At 43.2% G+C, this 18521-nt stretch carries 15 protein-coding genes; 3 read left to right on the top strand and 12 right to left on the bottom strand.

All coding sequences use genetic code 11. From position 1 onward, the window contains the following. Window positions 1-355 precede the first annotated feature (355 nt). The 12 genes from LKE40_15625 to LKE40_15570 form a co-directional block, all read right to left on the bottom strand. Window positions 356-1447, bottom strand: a complete 1092-nt coding sequence (locus LKE40_15625; protein ID MCH3918859.1) for an amidohydrolase family protein — start codon at window positions 1445-1447, stop codon at window positions 356-358. A gap of 111 nt (window positions 1448-1558) precedes the next feature. Then, complete coding sequence (locus LKE40_15620) at window positions 1559-2635, bottom strand: TRAP transporter substrate-binding protein (GenBank protein ID MCH3918858.1); 1077 nt, start codon at window positions 2633-2635, stop codon at window positions 1559-1561. 13 nt (window positions 2636-2648) lie between these two features. Next, complete coding sequence (locus LKE40_15615; protein MCH3918857.1) at window positions 2649-3941, bottom strand: TRAP transporter large permease; 1293 nt, start codon at window positions 3939-3941, stop codon at window positions 2649-2651. Further along, window positions 3932-4417, bottom strand: coding sequence for a TRAP transporter small permease subunit (locus tag LKE40_15610; GenBank protein ID MCH3918856.1), 486 nt, complete (start codon window positions 4415-4417; stop codon window positions 3932-3934). Before LKE40_15610 ends, LKE40_15615 begins: the two co-directional genes overlap by 10 nt. Before the next feature lie 408 nt (window positions 4418-4825). After that, window positions 4826-5725, bottom strand: coding sequence for a dihydrodipicolinate synthase family protein (locus tag LKE40_15605; protein ID MCH3918855.1), 900 nt, complete (start codon window positions 5723-5725; stop codon window positions 4826-4828). A gap of 12 nt (window positions 5726-5737) precedes the next feature. After that, a complete protein-coding gene (gene garR / locus LKE40_15600) occupies window positions 5738-6622 on the bottom strand; it encodes a 2-hydroxy-3-oxopropionate reductase (protein ID MCH3918854.1) in 885 nt (294 codons plus the stop codon). A gap of 37 nt (window positions 6623-6659) precedes the next feature. Continuing rightward, complete coding sequence (gene gudD / locus LKE40_15595) at window positions 6660-7985, bottom strand: glucarate dehydratase (GenBank protein MCH3918853.1); 1326 nt, start codon at window positions 7983-7985, stop codon at window positions 6660-6662. A 223-nt stretch (window positions 7986-8208) separates the two neighbouring features. Further along, window positions 8209-9540, bottom strand: a complete 1332-nt coding sequence (locus LKE40_15590; GenBank protein MCH3918852.1) for a glucarate dehydratase — start codon at window positions 9538-9540, stop codon at window positions 8209-8211. Window positions 9541-9571: 31 nt separating this feature from the next. Further along, window positions 9572-11044 carry a tripartite tricarboxylate transporter permease gene (locus LKE40_15585; GenBank protein MCH3918851.1) on the bottom strand — a complete coding sequence of 491 codons (1473 nt, stop codon included), beginning with the start codon at window positions 11042-11044 and terminating at the stop codon, window positions 9572-9574. 52 nt (window positions 11045-11096) lie between these two features. Beyond that, entirely contained in the window at window positions 11097-11621 is a 525-nt protein-coding gene (locus LKE40_15580) for a tripartite tricarboxylate transporter TctB family protein (GenBank protein ID MCH3918850.1), read from the bottom strand. A 463-nt stretch (window positions 11622-12084) separates the two neighbouring features. After that, window positions 12085-13068: a tripartite tricarboxylate transporter substrate binding protein gene (locus tag LKE40_15575; GenBank protein ID MCH3918849.1), complete on the bottom strand. Its 984-nt coding sequence runs from the start codon at window positions 13066-13068 to the stop codon at window positions 12085-12087. Window positions 13069-13461: 393 nt separating this feature from the next. Continuing rightward, entirely contained in the window at window positions 13462-15258 is a 1797-nt protein-coding gene (locus LKE40_15570; GenBank protein ID MCH3918848.1) for an L-fucose isomerase, read from the bottom strand. Between the two features lie 108 nt (window positions 15259-15366). On the opposite strand from LKE40_15570, the gene LKE40_15565 reads away from it, so the two are divergent. The 3 genes from LKE40_15565 to LKE40_15555 all read left to right on the top strand — a co-directional run bounded on the left by LKE40_15565 (window position 15367) and on the right by LKE40_15555 (window position 18521). Continuing rightward, window positions 15367-16239 carry an AraC family transcriptional regulator gene (locus LKE40_15565; GenBank protein MCH3918847.1) on the top strand — a complete coding sequence of 291 codons (873 nt, stop codon included), beginning with the start codon at window positions 15367-15369 and terminating at the stop codon, window positions 16237-16239. A gap of 446 nt (window positions 16240-16685) precedes the next feature. Further along, a complete protein-coding gene (locus tag LKE40_15560; GenBank protein ID MCH3918846.1) occupies window positions 16686-17831 on the top strand; it encodes an IS110 family transposase in 1146 nt (381 codons plus the stop codon). Window positions 17832-17912: 81 nt separating this feature from the next. Continuing rightward, window positions 17913-18521: an MptD family putative ECF transporter S component gene (locus LKE40_15555; GenBank protein MCH3918845.1), complete on the top strand. Its 609-nt coding sequence runs from the start codon at window positions 17913-17915 to the stop codon at window positions 18519-18521.

Here is an 18521-nt window from a genome sequence, read left to right as displayed (position 1 = left end):
TTTAGAATTCATCAATAAAACTATAATAACTATAGATAATTTTAGCACCTAATAAAACAATAATCAAATAGTTTTTATCAAGACAACCATTATGGATAAATACATAAAACAAAGACAATACAAATTTTTTTCCAGTATTATTCAAGGATTTGTAAAATCAAATAGTCATCCACAGGAAATGTGGCTTATGCCATTGTATGAAAAATCATTGTCCTTTATATAATGGTATTCCGTGCAGTCTGCTTCATATTTCAACGTCTATGTGTAGTATGAGGCATTTTAGCATAAAGGTACATTGCCTGATTAATTGTAAAAATTGCAGATACCTTGCTACCTACAATAAAGTCTTGTCATTTCACTGGAGAGTAAAATTTATTTCTGGGCTTGAGAAGCAAATAGCCCCATTCTTTATTGTAGCATGTGGGACAATCAATTTTGATCCAAATATTTTCCCATTCATATAATCAGGAAATTCAACTTTTTTTTCTTTGATTTTCCACAGTGCAATATCCGCAACAGTCCCTTCCTCCAAAGTTGCCAATCTTGGTTTATTGAGCCATCTTGAGGGCGAAAGAATTGCCCTGTCAAACACTTGAGGAATGGAAAGTCCTAAAGCTAAATACTTGCTTAATGTCCATGGGAGTGAAACCAATGGCAACATATTGTATGTACTGATATTGTTATCGCTGCTGATAAAATCTGGTAAAAAATTCTGTTCAATAGCAGTCTGTGCCACCTGCGTCAAAAAGTTTTTCCTTCCATTGCAAGCATCAAAAAGCACGCCCCTTTCCCGGGCTTTCAATATTCGCTCATCAATACAACCATTCTTTGTAAGTATGTTTTCTCTTGTACCAGCATATACATGGCAAAAAACATCACCAGGTCTGAGCATATCAGCAATCTCACCTACTGGTAATCCTGGATTATTGACATGTACGACTACTTTACATTTAAGCTTATCACCTAACTCAAGCGTTTTCCGCAATGCCTCCATCTTCAGATGAAAAGGTGCTAAAAGAAAATCTGACATCCTGGTTTTCAACCCAACGATGAAATCAGGATATGCTCCTACCAAAGATTCAAGTTTTTCGATATCCCATTTTGTAGGATCTTGATCTTCAGGAATATTAGCTGAAACCATTCCTTGCGGAGCCGTATGAATCAAAGCAAGAACTGTAGTCTTTGCTTTCTGTGCATCATTTTTGAAACCTTGCTCAATCAACGAGCAACCTGCAGTACCTGCATCAATACACGTTGTAATACCGTTAGGCAAGCACGCCATATCAGCAGGAACTGCAATATCCGAAACGGATTCCAGACAATGCAAGTGAAAATCAATCAGACCAGGAGTAACGAGACAATCAGAAGCGTTGATTATGGTATCTGGCAGGAAACCGGATGATGAAACGATTTTACTACCGGAAATTGCAATATCCTTTTTTAACATATGTTGATGGAAAGGATCATAAATTTGACCATTTGCTATCAAAATTTTCTGCATGTATCTGATTCCTCCTAGTCAACCTGTTCATCTGTAACAGATGAACAGGTTGTTTTCTTAGTTATTTTCTTTTGCTTGTTTTACCTGAGTCAACATAGTATCGACAAGTTTGTCTCCAATGGCCTTTCGAACATCATCATACACACCTGAAGCCTTATCCTGCATTGCTGCTTTTACTGAAGGATCAAGGGTAATGATTGTAGTACCATAGTCCTCAACTGTTTTCTTATATCCAGCGATACTCTCATCTGCAAGACCTCTTGTATAAACCACAGCTTCTTCAGCACATTCGTTAACAAGTTTTTTATTTTCATCAGAAAGTCCGTTGTAAAGGTTGTTATTCATCAAGAACACAATTATATGACCAAGATGATCCGTTTCTACGATATATTTCTGCACTTCGTAGAATTTGTTTGCAACAATGTTCATATATGGGTTTTCTTCAGCTTCTATGGTCTTTTGCTGTAGTCCGATATACACTTCACTAAAATCCATTGCCAATGGATTTGCACCTAAGGCTTTCCAGTAAGCAATATGATACGGATTCTGAATTACACGGATTTTCAATCCGGCAATGTCATCCAAACTATGAATTGGCTTGTTTGATGTAGTTTCCCTGAATCCTGCATCAGCAAGACCCATCAGCCTGACATTCTTAGCCGTTGAATAAGTATTCAACTCATCCAGAACCGATTTCGTATCTAGAACTTTTCGCATAGTTGTAAGATCCGGGAACAAGTTAGGCAAGTCAAATACACCGTATTCCTTGACGAATGAAGTCAAACCACTGGTTATAGTAGTAGTAAAATCAACAGATCCATCTATCAAGCCTTGCATTTGTTCCGTATCATTGCCAAGTTGTCCGTTTGCATACAAATTAACCTTGATTGCGCCATTGCTCTTCGATTCAATCAATTCTTTGAATTTTGCCATCATCTTATAGTTCAGTGTTGCTTCACTGACGTTCATCGCGACTGTCCATGTATAAGTCGGCTTTTTCGAAGAGGAGTCACTACTGGCCTGTGCCGTAGTCGCTGACGGAGTCGCTGTTGTTTTTGACGAGGATGTGTTCTTTGAACAGCCAGAAAAAATTAGAGCTGCTATCAAAGAACAAATAATCAATGATTTTTTCATTTTTTTCTCCTTATTATTTAATGAGCGCTAAACTCACTTGAGGAACAAAGGTAACTATCATCAATGCAAATAGGAACGAAATCAGAAAAGGTACTGTCTTTTTTGCAATTGAAGCAATTGGGATATTTGTCATGCTGTTTGCAATAAAAAGGTTTATCCCCATCGGAGGAGTGACCATTCCGATTGCAAGGTTCATGGTCATGATAATGCCAAAATGAATCGGATTTACTCCAATGGCAGTTGCAATAGGAAATAGGATAGGAGTCAGAACCATTATATTGGGAATATTGTCCATAATCATACCAAAGACAAGAAGGATTACGTTCATGATCAGCAAAATCGCAACTTTGTTGCTGATATTACCCAGGATCATTTCACTTATTGTCTGTGGGAACCTAAGCATTGTCAGCACACGGCCAAAAGCGGTTGCAGCAGCAATGATAAAAAGTATTGTTATGTAAGATTTTACACCCTCAGAAAACACATTCCACAAGTCTTTGAATTTTATGGTTCGGTATACAAAAAGGCACAGTATCAATGCATATACAATTGAAATCGTTGCTGCTTCGGTAGGAGAAGCCAATCCACCATAGATACTACCAAGAATAATTATTGGACACATCAAGGCAAAAAAGCTATCTTTAAAAACGACCCAAAAACCGCTGGTATGCAATTCTTGATAATTTTGCTGTAGTTTTACCTTGTCTTCTCCATGTCTTTTGCAATAAAGGATTGCACAAAACATCAAGCACAGGGTAACAAGAATGCCAGGAATGATACCTGCCAAGAACAAAGCTGCAGGAGAAGTACCCGTAACCGAGGCAAAAACAATGTACGAAATACTGGGGGGAATAATTACACCTAACCCACCGGCTACAGTGACTATTGCGGTGACAAATACTTCATCATAACCAAGGTTGAGCAAGAAAGGAATTGTCATAGCCCCTACTGCCGACACGGTAGCAGGAGAAGAACCTGAAATAGCTCCATAGAACATGCAGGTAAGAATCGCAGCACAAGGAAGACCACCTGTCTTATTACCAATGAAGTATGCAAAAAAGTTAAACAACTTTTTAGAAATACCACCCTTTGCCATTATGTACCCTGACAACATAAACAAAGGCACAGCAAGCAACGTGAAGCTATCCAAGCCACCGACCATACTTCTGATTGCAGCTTCTACCGTATAGGGAAAAGAAGGGTCAAATATACTCGGCAGAACGGACAAGCCACCAAAAATAGTCCCAAATGGAGTTCCTATAAATAATAATACAAAAAAAATCAGAAAAAAAATCCCTATTGACATATGGCAACTCTCTTTTTTATTGTCAGAATGAAATTTTGAACAGATCTAAACAAAGCCCAGGAAAAGCCTATAAGAGGAGCCATGTAAAGATATCCCAAGGAAATTTGAAGCGTCCCGCTTACTTCGCCACTGGCTATGACTGATTTGAGTACGTTGATAGCACCACGGGTGCAGATTGCCAAAAAATAAATCGTTATTATTTTGGCAACAATTTCAAAGATATACTGAAAGTTTTGAGGTAATTTTTGAGTTACAACATTAACTAAAATGCTTTTATCCCAACGGAGCCACCATCCAATACTGAAAAAGCCAGAATAAATCAAACAGTATTTGCAAATTTCAGTACTCCAAATAATTCCACTGTCAAAAACATAACGCAAAACGATATTAATAGTTGTCAAGCAAGTAATGATAATTAAAAAGCAAGTTAGAAAAATCAATTCTATATGCTTGTCAAGCCACGTCAGAATTTTCACATATTCCTCCCTTAATATGAACTATTTATAAATATACTCGATTATATACACCAATTTATAATACTGTCAAATTTTTTATAAAATTATTATATTAAAATTAATAATTAGACAATACTATTTAATTAATATTCAAATTAATCCAAAAATTCATAAAAGTTATAATAAGTTATTACAAATAAAGCATCTAAATTTCAATATTTGATTCATAGTACTGTCATATATAACAAAATTTTAAAAAGGTATTTTTTTATCTATTAACTACAAAAACATATCTATGCCTTTGCAGATTTTTTGCAATTCCTTACAGTACCGTCTCAAATTTCTCACAGTCCCATATACTCAAAACTTCTTTGCAGGAAAAGACCTGCAAAGAAGTTTCTTTGCCTATCAAAGACAAATGATGGACTGTTATTCTAAGTAACCACTCTTACACAGCTGCTGCCGCAACCCATCCATCTGAGCGGAAGTCGAAGGTTTACATGGCAATATAGGTGCACCCACATCAAGACCAAGAAGATTCGCATAGTCCTTTGTTGCAACAGGGAAACTGCTCTTATCCATCTGCAGACGAATCGGATTCAATTTCCATTGGGCATCCAAGGAGCCCTTTGAATCTCCAGCCATGAACTTATCATAGATGGAACAGACAAGCTTGGGAAGAAAATTTGCAGTACAGCAAACTGCCCCTACACATCCAGCACTAAGACCTGAATAAATCAAAGTGTCTTTTCCGCACATGACCTTGAAATTCACATCATGGTTCCTGCGGATGAACTCAATGGTTTCTGTCAGATTACCGCTGCTGTCCTTCATGCCTATGATGTTTTTCTGGTGATGTGCCAGATATTCCACACAGTCCTGGCTTATGCCGTAACCAGTCCTGCCAGGATTGTTATACAGCAATACAGGCAGGTCGGACACGGCTTCAGCAATAGTTGCAAAATGTGTTCGCAGCTCATCTTCAGAAGGCTTCAGGAACATGGGCTGAAGGACAGAAATGCCATTCACTCCATACCCTTGCGCCATCTTTGCCAGCCTTACGCATTTGCTCGTCCTGATTGCTCCGATTCCCATGTATACGGGTACACGTCCCGCTACATGTTCTACAACGAGTCCAAGAGACTGCTCAATCTCGCTTTCCTCCATGACGTAGAATTCTCCGTTGCTGCCAAACAGCAGGATACCGGAGACTCCGCCATCAATAACAAAGTCTACCTGCCTGCACAACCTTTCAGCATCAATACGCTCGTCATCAGTCATTGGAGTCAAGATCGGTACGATGATACCTTTGAAGAAATCCGTGTCCATTGTATTCATTCCTTACTTGCCGATTTTTGTACCGGATACTTTCGCATAGTACTCAGCCAAACCGCTGTGGTCATGCTGGCCCTTGCCCTCAAAGTGAAGGTTCTCAAGCATCTCCTGTACCTCAACGGTCAGCGGCATGGGGGAACCGATACCATGTCCGGTCTCAATGGCATTGTTCAGGTCCTTGATGTGCAGGTCAATCTTGAAGCCAGGCTTGAAATCCCCTGCAATCATCATGGGTGCCTTTGCATTCATCACAGTCGAACCGGCAAGGCCACCTCTGATGGCTTCGAACACAGTCTGGGGATCAACACCAGCCTTCTTGGCCAAGGTAAGGGCTTCGGCCAGGATTGCAATATTGCCTGCAACGATCATCTGGTTTGCAAGCTTTGTCGTATTGCCGGCCCCGATCGAGCCACAGAGCACGTATGACCCGCCCAGTACCTCGAAGATCGGCTTGACTTCCTCGAACAGGTCCTTGTCACCGCCGACCATGATCGACATGGTCCCGTCTATTGCCTTCGGCTCTCCGCCGGAAACAGGAGCATCAAGCATGCGCACGCCCTTTGCCGCACAGGCCTTCCCAACTTCCTGGCTTGCCAGAGGAGCAATGGAACTCATGTCAATATACTTGAGGCCGGGCTTTGCACCTTCCAGAACGCCGTCCTTGCCCAAGACTACGGTCTTCACATGAGGTGAATTCGGCAACATGGTGATGACTACAGGACAACTGGCTGCTATCTCGGCGGCACTCTTGCCGGAAGAAGCTCCGGCAGCAATCATCTGGTCAACATTTTCTTTTATGATGTCATATACGACAACTTCATAGCCTGCCTTCAGCAGGTTCTTTACCATGGGTTTGCCCATGATACCAAGTCCAATGAATCCAATCTTCATGTTGTTTCTCCTTAAAATTTAGATTTTTTGGCTATTTTCAACGTACCAAGCATGGACGCTTTGCATTAAATTTCCATCCTGGTACCAGATATTGCATTGCTGCAGCATCATTTCTTGCCCCAAGGCAATGTTTCTTATAAAGGTCGTTTGCTGCAATAATCCTATCCATATCAACGTCAATTCCAAGTCCCGGTTTGTCGGTAATCGTCAGACAACCATTTTCAATCCGAGGAGGTTCTTTGGTAAGTCTTTCCTCGCCTTCCTGCCAGATCCAATGGGTATCCAGTGCAGTCGGATTCCCAGGAGCTGCAGCTCCACAATGGGCAATCATCGCCAAGGAAATATCAAAATGATTATTTGAATGGCAGCCCCAGGTAAGCCCAAAATCATTGCAGAGCTGAGCAACCCTTACAGAACCTTCCATAGTCCAGAAATGCGGATCTGCCAAAGGAATATCCACTGCATTCTGCGCTATGGCATGCTGCATCTGTCTCCAATCGGTATCAATCATGTTCGTTGCCGTAGGCAATCCTGTTGCCCTGCGGAATTCAGCCATGATTTCACGTCCGGAATATCCTTCCTCAGCACCACAAGGATCTTCGCAATACGTAAGAATTCCATGTTTATCCTTGCAGAGCCTTATGGCATCCTTAAGTAACCAACCACCATTCGGATCAAGAGTAATACGTGCATCAGGAAATTCCTTCTTCAGGGCAATGATGCATTCCATCTCTTCCTCACCTTTGAGGACACCACCCTTGAGCTTGAAATCCTTGAACCCATAGAGACTCTTGCTTGCTTTCGCCAGTGCCACGATTTTCTCAGGAGTCATGGCTTCTTCCCTTCGAAGCCTATACCATTCGACATCGCTGTCCTGTTCATTGCAATATGGAAGATCAGTCTTGTTCCTGTCCCCTACAAAAAAGAGGTAGCCAAGTACTTTTACCTTTCTTCTTACCATGCCATCACCTAAAAGGGATGCTACAGGTACACCAAGATACTGGCCCAGCAAATCCAGCAAGGGAGCTTCCACTGCCGTAAGTACATGTACTCCGGTACGAAGGTCATAGGTCTGGTCACCCCTTACATCATTCTCACTCTGAATTGAGTCCTTGACCTTCAGCAGCGTATTCTTATAGTCACCGATTGCCGACCCAACGATAAGGCTCTTGGCTTCTTCCAAAGCTTTCGTGATTTTTTGTCCACCAGGAACCTCACCTACTCCGGTGTGTCCGGCATCATCTGTCAGAATCACCACATTACGGGTAAAGAATGGGCCATGGGCACCACTGAGATTCAACAACATTGAATCGTGCCCCGCAACGGGATAAACCTGCATATCAATAACTTTTGGTGACATCATGCACTCCTTCCTTCAGTCACAACCAATACATACTGGGTAACAACTTAAAATTTATTTTGAATTATCAAGTTAATTTCCAGTTTATTATCTTAATACTTTATATAATAATATAAAAAATCATATATTTATAATTCTATTATATTTTATTAAAAAACCAATACACTTGCCCTTATCTCACCAACCAATCAAAGAAATTGTTTGTCAGGCCAAAAAGGATATATCCTTATCGCACGAGGCAAGGCAGCTTGGAATCAAATTTCCAACCAGGTATAAGATATTGCATACCCAAGGCATCATTCCGATCTGCAAATGACAGACTTTCATACAGTTCATTCGCCTTCATGATTGCATCCATGTCTATATCAAGTCCAAGACCAGGAGCATCAGGAATATGGATCTTACCTTCTTTTATCTGATACGGATTTTTAGTCAGGTACTGTCCATCCTGCCAAATCCAGTGTGTATCCATAGCTGTGATGTTACCAGGACAGGCAGCGGCACACTGGGCAAATATTGCCAAGGAAACATCAAAATGATTGTTGGAATGGCATCCCCAGGTAAGCTTCCAATCGTTCAGAACCTGTGCAATCCTGACAGAACCGGACATCAGCCAGAAATGAGGATCTGCAAGTACGATATCAACTGACTTTTCTACAATTGCATGCTTGAATTGTCTCCAATCCGTAGCAATCATATTGGTAGCCGTCGGAATTCCTGTCGCTTCCTTGAATTCTGCCATTGTTTCTCTGCCTGAATAGCCGCATTCAGTACCGCAGGGATCTTCAGCATAGGTAAGCGAACTGCCCTTACAGAGATCAATTGCCTGTTCCAGCTTCCAAGCCCCATTGGGATCGATATTGATTCTTGCATCGGGAAAAGTCTTGGCCAATTTTTCGACAGCTTCCATTTCTTCTTCACCAGAAAAAACTCCACCCTTCAGCTTAAAATCCTTGAAACCATAGTATTCTTGCAAGGCCTGGGCTTGTTCTACTATCGAGTCACTGGTCATATACGTATTTCTTCTGACATCAAACCAAGGATTTCCGCATTTTTTCTCATGGATATATGGCAAATCAGTTTTCTTGGAATCTGCCTGATAGAAAAGATATCCCAATACGACTACATCATCTCTTTGTTTGCCATCACCCAGAAGTTCACATACGGGGACATCCATGAACTGCCCCATCAAGTCCAAGAGAGCACATTCAATAGCTGTTTCAAAGTGTACGACATCAGCAAGTTTGCACAAATCCAAATTCTGCAATCCATCGCTGTCCTTGCAACCACAGTCGTGTATCCTTCGCAGCTTGCTGATGATATTCCTATAGGCTCCGATCGGTTTGCCAACCACTTCAGGCACACAGGCCTGAAGACTTTGGGTGATTCTCTTTCCACCGTGTACTTCGCCGATTCCGGTATGACCGCTGTCATCAGTCAAAATTACGATGTTTCTTGTAAAATATGGATAATGTGCCCCACTGAGAGACAGTAGCATACTGTCATATCCAGCAACGGGAATTACCTTCATATCAGTTACTTTTGGAGTATTGAACATTTTTTCTTCCTCTCTCTAAATCTTATTACCATTAACAAGCATCACAACCGGTTTCGACCGTACATGCCTTTGCTTTCTTTTTATTTCCACGAACCAAGGTTACAACAAGGAATATAATGGAAAATGCCAGCAATCCGACAGCAATTGGTCTTTGGAAAATCTCAAAGAAATTACCATTTGCATACTGCAATCCTCTGCGCAGATTGGTCTCAAATGCATTTTCCAAAATAAACCCAAGGATAAACGGTGGCAGTGGTACATCCAAGCTTCTCATTGCAAAGCCAAGCACACCGAATAACAACAGGCAGAGCACATCAAATACTCTATTGTTGATTGCAAATGCACCGACAAAACAAAGCACGACAATAACCGGGTAAAGTAAATAAGGAGGAACCTTGAGGATTTTTACAAACCCTCTCATACCGAAATACATAACCACAGCCATCATGATTGCTGCCAATATCATTGAAGCAAAGATGCCATACATGGTCGCACCATCTGTCTGGAATAGCATAGGTCCCGGTGTCAGGCCATGCAACATGAATCCACCAAGGAGAATAGCAGTAGAGCCATCACCTGGAATACCTAGGGTAAGGAGAGGAATCATGGCTCCTCCGATGCTGGCATTATTTGAACTTTCAGTTGCACAAACACCGTCAATGATACCAGTACCATATTTCTCAGGATGCTTGGAACTGTTCTTTGCTACTGAATAAGCAATGATATTTGCCGAAGAACCACCGATGCCCGGTAGGATTCCGACGCCCAATCCGATCAAACTGGAACGAATCCAGTTGCCGAGCTGGCTCTTTGCCTCTTTCAAGGATAATCCGAAACCCTTGATCTTGAAATCAGAGACAATATCAGCTTTTTCTGCTCTTTTGATTGCAGCCTTCATCACCTCACTGATTGCATATAATCCGACCAATACAGGCAAAAGGCTAAAACCTGACGTCAAATTCAAAGAACCGAAAGTAAAACGATGAGCACTGTCAATCGGAGCCAATCCTACTGTAGCAAACATCATTCCCAGCAATGCACTTATTACACCGACAAGGACTGAGTCACCACAAAGGGAAGCTATGAGTGTCAAAGCAAGGACCGTTACTGCAAAATACTCCCAAGGTCCGAATTGAATGGTAAGCTTGGCCAGAGTCGGTGCAATGAGAATCATTGCCATGACACCGATAATTGTACCTATAAGTGAACTGAGTACTCCAGTTCCCAAAGCCTTACCTGCTTCACCTTTCATTGCCATCGGACGCCCGTCAAAACAAGTTGCTATGGAAGAAGGAGTTCCGGGGATGTTAAGCAGAATAGCTGAAACCAAGCCACCGGAAGTAGCTCCAATATAAATACCAGTCAACATGGACAGGCCCATAACATCAGACATAACATAGGTCACAGGCAGGAACATGGAAAGGCAGGCAACACAAGTCAATCCGGGAATAGCACCAAAAATGATGCCCATTACGACTCCGACGAATATGACCACTATGCACATCGGATTCGACAGAATCGATATTAAACCAGCTGTCAACATTTTATGTTACCCCCTAGAAAAGTATGCCCTTGGGCAGAACCATTGAGAAATATGTTGTGAATATAAAATAGACCAACCATGAAAATAAGATTGAAAAAACAATGACAAACAAAATCAACTTTTTAGTTCTTTTTTCTACAGGACAAAGGAATAATGTCAACGCAACCAAAAAAAGAATAGAGGATAAAAGGAATCCTATGGGACGATAAAAAATTATATAAAGTGCAATAAGCCCTACCGTCAGGACAAGAGCATAGGCAATTTTCGGAACCTTTTTTCCAAAGAGCGTAACATATTCCACACTCTTTTTCCCATCGTCAGGAACCGTAGATACGGATAAAAGTTTCACTTCCTTGACAATCTTTACAATGCTTAAAACTGCCATACATATTCCCAAGGTCTGGGGAATTGACTTTGAATTCAATCCGGTATGGCCAAATGGTGTAAATGTCCTTATGTTTATTGCACCGATAATGTATAGCAAAGAAACGACCAAAAAGATGATCCCTACTGCCAACCCTTTATATTTTCCCTTCATACACATATCTCCCATTGAATGCTTACAGTCTCTGATAGTGACTGTGACTGCCCACACCAATTTAGTTTTCTTTTTATCCTAGACAAAATGCCACTTGCAGCAGGTAGATTGAAATCAATTCTTCCTACTAGTTCCTCATTTGAGCAAATACTCCCAAATGATACAGAAATGCAAAACAAAATATAGATATTGACACAATTACATGATGACCATTTGCTTTCAATACAGCGTAACTTCAAAACATCAATATGTCAACTTTTTTTTGATTTTTAATAATATAAATAGTGTTTTTTAAAATACTAGTTGAAAATATAATAAACAAATATAAAATACATCCAACCCGTAAATTCCTCTGATAGAAAATTACAGCTTTCCAGATCTATACACATCCAAAAAGCTGTAATCCAAAACAGACAACTACAGCGGTCAACTCAGAAAAGCACGACCGCTATAGATGTTCTGCTTATTTACCAATAAGCTGATCTTTGATTTTCATCAATGAAGCCAATTGAGTCTTATAGCTCTCAGCAGTTGCCGAAGGATCCATATAAGTCGGAACCTGCTTGTAGGCAGCTATTTCCTTGCGATAAGCTTCGTTTGTTGTAATGACCTTCTCACAAGCCTTGGAGAACTTATCAACGATAGCCTGGTCAGTCCCCTTGGGGAACAGGAAGGTATTATCATAGTAGTAAGCACAGGCCACACCCTTTTCCTGCAATGTCGGGACATCAGGAATCAGCTCTCCACGTTTCGGGCTATCAGTTGCAAGGATCTTCAATTCACCTTTGGCAACATAATCTGATACCATCGTCAACGGAAGAGGAACCATATCAACATGCTTGCCGAGAACCAACTGCAGCCTTTCTCCTGACCCGCCGGAACTTACAACATTGAGAGGAATACCTGCATTCAGCATTGCGACTGCAATCCACTGTGTTGAAGCACCTGTATTGGCAGCAAGTTTAAGCTTGCCAGGATTGGCTTTTGCATCAGCAACAAAATCATCGAAGGTGTTCCACTTTGAATCACCACGGACTACCAGTACTTCATCGGCACTTCTTGAGAATACACATCCGCCGCCGAAATCAGCAAACCCATAATCCACCATGCCGGTAACCTGTGCCATGTTCATTGAAAGCTGTGTGCAAAGGATGGTATATCCATCAGACTTTGCATGCAGTACCTGCGAAGCTCCAATCGTGCCACCACTGCCACTGACATTTGAAACGACGATGGACTGTCCCAATTCATCTTTCAGATACTTGGCTATCGTACGAGTATTGTAATCAGAATTTCCCCCTGCAGAGAACGGAACTACAATATCAATTGTCTGTGATGGCCACTTGTCCGAAGAAGACGCTTTTGCAGATTGTTCTCCTTCACCATTTGCAAATAGAGGCATAAGCATAAGGCCTGCCGCTATTACCGCGAGAAAATGTTTTTTCATTGGAATGCTCCCTTTTGACTTAGAACTATTTCTAGAAGTAGATTATACCCGAAATCGTATTATGTCAATTTTTTTTTGATTTTTATTATAAAATTTAAATTTTATATAATTAAAAATGATTTTTATCCTAAAAATCTGACAAATTTATGCAATTACATTTTTATATGGCCACTAATAGACATATTAACAAATTCCAATTTTAGTAAATTTTATATAATTTAATCAGATTGTTGTCAGAAAAATAAGAAATGGAATAGAAAAGTACTCCCGAAACAAACTTCCAAACAAAAAAAAGCAAGATACTGCAACAGTAAAATGAAAACTCCAAAAAACAACTGACGGAATCACATTGTATATGATTCCGTCAGTTTTATTCAATCGATATATTCTTATTTATTTATATAAAGGGCCATAATTCAAGCACGCCCTGTAGTCCTGGCCTTCCTTGTCCATACCAAAGGCATTCCAACAGGCAGGACGGAAGATATCCTCCTGTGGAACATTATGCATACAGACAGGAATACGCAGTATTGAGCAAAGGGTTATGAGATCAGCACCGATGTGCCCATAGCTTATAGCTCCATGGTTGGCACCCCAATTGTTCATTACGTCATAGGCACTCTTGAACGGACCGTCCTTGCCATCACAGCGAGGTGTAAACCATGTACACGGCCATGTATAGTCTGTACGCTTCCACAGGGATTCACTGACTTCCCTGGGCAACTTTACGGTCCATCCTTCGGCAATCTGCAGCACAGGTCCCAGTCCCTTGATCAAATTGAGCCTGATCATCGTCGCAGGCATCTGCGCTTCGGTAAGGAACCTGGATGAAAAACCACCTCCACGGAAGTAGCCGTTGTCCGCCTCACACCAAGTCGTTGCGCCAAGCATCTTCTTCTGGTCTTCTTCGGTCACCTCATACCATCGTTTCATCACCGGCTCACCTTTCTCGTCGGTACATAGTCCGCAGGCATCAAGGGCAGTTGCTCCGGAATTGATCAGATGCAGGAATCCACCGTTTTCCTTGGCTTTCCCTTCCAGCTGGTAGCCGGTGGCCTTGCGGACCGAAGCCTCACTCCAGTATGTCCTCACATCACTGAACATCTGTGCCCTATGCGTCAGCAACTTCATGAACAACATGCTGACACCGTTAAGCGTATCATTTTCAGTAGCAAGTATATAAGGCTCCCTTGTACCGTTCCAATCAAAGGTCGTATTGAGGATGGCTTCACCGAAATCACAATCAGGATAATGGTCAGTCCATTGACGTTGTCCCTGGAATCCCGCAGCAATGGCATTATGGCCGAGCATTTCCTCTTCCCGCCCTTTGGGAAGATTCGGGTTACCGTTCATCAAATCCTTGACGATGACAGCCATCTTGACAACGAATTCGAATTCTTCCTTCGTTTCTGCCTCACTGCGCTGTACTTCCTTTGGATTCTTGTTGAATCCGATGGGACAGTTTTTCCATGCCCAGGCAATTGCCCGCTTAACTTCCTTCTCATCATAGATGTGTTCTTTCATCCGACGGAGGATCTCAACCTCATCTACAGATTCTACTCTCATGCCCAAGTATTCTTCAAAGAAATCCTGGTTGATGGCACTTCCTGCTATGCCCATGCACTGGGACCCTATCTGCAGGAAAGAAGCACCGCGCATGGAAGCTGCTGCCACTGCCGCTCTTCCGAATCGAAGCAGTTTTTCCCTCACATCATCAGGAATCGTCGCATCATCAGCTTCCTGTACATCCTTGCCATAGATGCCGAAAGCCGGAAGGCCTTTCTGGGCATGCGCAGCAAGTACACAGGCAAGATAGACAGCACCGGGACGTTCGGTTGCATTGAGCCCCCATACACCTTTGATCGTATGCTTATCCATGTCCATTGTCTCTGAACCATAGCACCAGCAAGGCGTAACAGAAAGGGTAATGGAAACACCTTCCCTACGGAACTGCTCTGCACACCGTGCAGCCTCAGCTACTCTTCCGATTGTCGTATCACTGATGACAACCTTTACCGCTGTCCCGTCAGAATACCTAAGGTTATCCCTGAATAGGGCTGCAGCGGACTGCGCCATCTGCATTGTCTGTTTCTCCAAGGAACCTCTTACATTGAGGAACCCAATCCTAGCATCAATTATCGGTCTGATACCTATAGTGGGATGTCCCCCTATCATTCGTTGTTCATTCATAGCATATTCCTCCGATCTTATTTTACGATACTCTTTATTTTTCCCACAATCTTGATGTATAGTTGGGAAAGAATAGTATAATATTCAGATTTTCCAGAAGGAATCATAATGCGCTATTTGTCTTACAAGGAACAACGGCAACATGGGACACTGGCATTTCCCATGGCATATTATTTTTTAACAAAAGAGCATCCCCGTTACAGGATGATACTCCATTGGCATCCGGAAAGCGAATTCATACGTGTATTGTCAGGCAAATTGAAAATAATCATAGACAATACCGAGCATATGCTTGAACCAGGAACATTATTGTATGTTCCTGGAGGCTGCTTACATAGCGGACATCCCCTCGGTTGCTGCTATGAATGCCTGGTCTTTGACCTTCGGCTCCTGCAAAAAGACACAAATGCCTGTACTGCAAAGATAGGAGAATTCCTCAGCAAGGAACGGCAGGTATGGACAGAATTGCCTATTGATGAAGATTTCCAACACTCCGTAGACCTTTTGTTCCAAGCAATGTCCCACCGAAGGGAAGGCTATGAATTCCTAGCCTTAGGCAGCCTCTATACAATCTTCGGGCTGATAATAAGGAAAAAATTCTATACAGAACAAAAAATGACGAAATTAATTGCAGCAAGAAAACTGGGAAAATTCAAGAAAGTCCTTCAATTCATTGAAGAGAATTACAGTGATCAATTGACACTCGCCACCTTGGCAGAATTGGCTGGCATGGACAGCAAATATTTCTGTACCTTCTTCAAACAGATGACAGGAAGGCCACCTATAGACTATCTCAATGCATACAGGATCGAATGTGCCTGTGAACAATTTGCCACTACTTCATTCTCCATCATCGATGTAGCCTACAATGTAGGTTTCCATGATGCCAGCTACTTTACAAAGACCTTCAGGAAATATAAAGGAGTCTGTCCAAGAGAATATCTAAGCAAACAGCAGCACAGTAGGCAACAAGCCATTTGAATGACTTTTTTGGTCTCCTACGATCTGACCATCACAAATGAATCTCGCAAACAAAAAATTGTCCAAACGGTACAAAAAAGACCAAATGGAGCAGAAAGAAGACTTCAAATACCATATGGTACAGTCGGGATGCCTCTTGGCATCCTTATAAAAACACATTAAGTTAGCATTAGCTAACTGCAACATATCAAGGAGGAGTGATAAAAAGTAAATAGTTGGTGATTACCTAGGAGCTGGAGGGTCTATACTGGAAGGTACAGGCAGGAAGGCTGAGATGCAAGTCCGGCATATCTAATGGCACTTGATGTCGCAAAGGAGAATGGAAGGGTTTACATCGAATCACTCAGTGGTCCGCCGCAGCGATGCGGCTGAGGCCGGATAGGAGATTGGAAGGAATCACCGAACGGAAGCCGTCCTGCCCGGAAACTGAAGCGAGGAGGCCTGATATGGCAAACGGCATGGAAGAAGGGACGGAGAGGCTGGACGTAGGCGTGGACCTGCACAAGACGCAGGTGACGATATGCGTCCTTGCGGACGGAGACGAGGAAAGGCCCGTGGAGGAGAAGGCATACGTCACCAGGGGGCATGACGGGCTGGGACAGCTGGCAGCGAGGCTGCATGGCCTGCAGGAGGCATACGGCTGCCCGGTACGGCTTGCCGTGGAGACGACGGGCAACGCCCGGTACTTCAAGAACAGGTTCGAGAAGGAAGGCTTTGCCGTGACGGTGGTGAACACGAACAGGTTCAAGGTCATCAGCGAGAGCACGAGCAAGAACGACAGGAACGACGCGAGGACGCTGGCCTACTACCTGTACAAGGACATGCTCCCGCAGAGCCACCTGTGCGACCAGCAGAGCGAGGAGGCCAGGCGGCTGCTGAAGGCCAGGAGCATCCTGGTGAGCACGCAGGTGAAGGTGAAGAACCAGGTCCACGGGATGATGCTCGGCTACGGGGTCGACACGAGGCACAGCCAGCTGCAGAGCAAGAGGAAGCGGCAGGGACTGCTGAAAGATCTCGAAGACCATGGATTCACGCAGACCGCCGCCGCTTCGCTCAAGCTTCTGTTCGGCATTATAGACGACCTGGCGGAGCAAATCAAGGCAGTGGAGAAGCAGCTGGCCGAGACGGCCGGGGAGAACGAGGACGTGGCGCTGCTCAGGACGGTGCCGGGGATCGGCGCGGTCACGGCGATGACGATTGCGGCCTATGCGGGTGACCTGCAGGGACGGTTCGGGGGAGACTTCAGGAAGTTTGCCTCGTATGCGGGGCTGGTGCCGTCGGTACACAACTCGAACGACACGGTCCTGCTGGGGAGGATAACGAAGCACGGGCCGCAGATGCTGCGCACGGCGCTGGTACAGGCGACGATGGGGATGCTGCGGCTGTCCAAGAAGACGGGCAGCTGGCGGCTGATGGTGGCTTACCGAAGGATGAAGGAAACGAAGGGGTCGGGGAAGTCCATCATAGCCACGACGCGTAAGCTGGCGAGGGTCATCTTTGCGATCCTGAACAGCAGGAGGCCGTTCGACGAATCCCTGATGGTAAGGGAAGTCGGGGGATCACTGAGTGCGGAGGAGGTCATAGGGGCCTAAAGGTAAGGTCTCCTATGAGGAGAAAACAAACGGAGCTTGATAGTTTCCGTAGAAACTATTGACTTTTTATAGGAGTACCATATGGATTCACAGACCGGTAAGAATGGAGGACTAAAAGGAAAAGACCTCATCTCGATAGGTATCTTTTCGGCAATCTATTTTGTCATAAATTTCATTTTCATGCTTTTGGGAGGCATACATCCCATCATGTGGATACTGATGCCTGCTTTCATTGCCGTATGTACAGGAATTCCCTTCATGCTGATGTGTGCAAAGGTGCAAAAAACCGGAGCCGTGGCATTGATGGGATTCATTACAGGATTGATTTATTTCGTGACAGGACAATTTACAGCTATCATACTCATCACATTCCTTGTTTCCTGCGCATTGGCTGAACTCTGCCGTGCAGTTTCAAAATATGAAAGTTTCAGAGGCAACATGCTGGCCTTCATGTGTTTTTCCCTCGGCATGACCGGGTCTCCACTTCCGATGTGGCTCATGAAAGACCAATTCCTCAACCAGATTTCTTCACAAGGGATGCCCGCAGCCTATGTAGCGACTCTCAGGACATTCATTTCTCCGGCAATGTTCGTCGTCCTTTTCATTGCTCCGCTCCTAGGCGCCTTTCTCGGAGCACTTATTGCAAAAGGTATGTTTCATAAGCATTTTATAAAAGCAGGGATCGTCTAG

The sequence above is a fragment of the Spirochaetia bacterium genome (genome assembly GCA_022482625.1).
Classification (GTDB): domain Bacteria; phylum Spirochaetota; class Spirochaetia; order Sphaerochaetales; family Sphaerochaetaceae; genus Pleomorphochaeta.
This window is presented reverse-complemented; position numbering and strand designations above follow the sequence as displayed.

Excerpts from the sequence above, each read along its gene's own strand:
- LKE40_15625 (MCH3918859.1), bottom strand. The coding sequence starts at position 1,447 with ATGTTAAAAAAGGATATTGCAATTTCCGGTAGTAAAATCGTTTCATCA.
- LKE40_15620 (MCH3918858.1), bottom strand. The coding sequence starts at position 2,635 with ATGAAAAAATCATTGATTATTTGTTCTTTGATAGCAGCTCTAATTTTT.
- LKE40_15615 (MCH3918857.1), bottom strand. The coding sequence starts at position 3,941 with ATGTCAATAGGGATTTTTTTTCTGATTTTTTTTGTATTATTATTTATA.
- LKE40_15605 (MCH3918855.1), bottom strand. The coding sequence starts at position 5,725 with ATGGACACGGATTTCTTCAAAGGTATCATCGTACCGATCTTGACTCCA.
- garR (MCH3918854.1), bottom strand. The coding sequence starts at position 6,622 with ATGAAGATTGGATTCATTGGACTTGGTATCATGGGCAAACCCATGGTA.
- gudD (MCH3918853.1), bottom strand. The coding sequence starts at position 7,985 with ATGATGTCACCAAAAGTTATTGATATGCAGGTTTATCCCGTTGCGGGG.
- LKE40_15590 (MCH3918852.1), bottom strand. The coding sequence starts at position 9,540 with ATGTTCAATACTCCAAAAGTAACTGATATGAAGGTAATTCCCGTTGCT.
- LKE40_15585 (MCH3918851.1), bottom strand. The coding sequence starts at position 11,044 with ATGTGCATAGTGGTCATATTCGTCGGAGTCGTAATGGGCATCATTTTT.
- LKE40_15580 (MCH3918850.1), bottom strand. The coding sequence starts at position 11,621 with ATGAAGGGAAAATATAAAGGGTTGGCAGTAGGGATCATCTTTTTGGTC.
- LKE40_15575 (MCH3918849.1), bottom strand. The coding sequence starts at position 13,068 with ATGAAAAAACATTTTCTCGCGGTAATAGCGGCAGGCCTTATGCTTATG.
- LKE40_15570 (MCH3918848.1), bottom strand. The coding sequence starts at position 15,258 with ATGAATGAACAACGAATGATAGGGGGACATCCCACTATAGGTATCAGA.
- LKE40_15565 (MCH3918847.1), top strand. The coding sequence starts at position 15,367 with ATGCGCTATTTGTCTTACAAGGAACAACGGCAACATGGGACACTGGCA.
- LKE40_15560 (MCH3918846.1), top strand. The coding sequence starts at position 16,686 with ATGGCAAACGGCATGGAAGAAGGGACGGAGAGGCTGGACGTAGGCGTG.
- LKE40_15555 (MCH3918845.1), top strand. The coding sequence starts at position 17,913 with ATGGATTCACAGACCGGTAAGAATGGAGGACTAAAAGGAAAAGACCTC.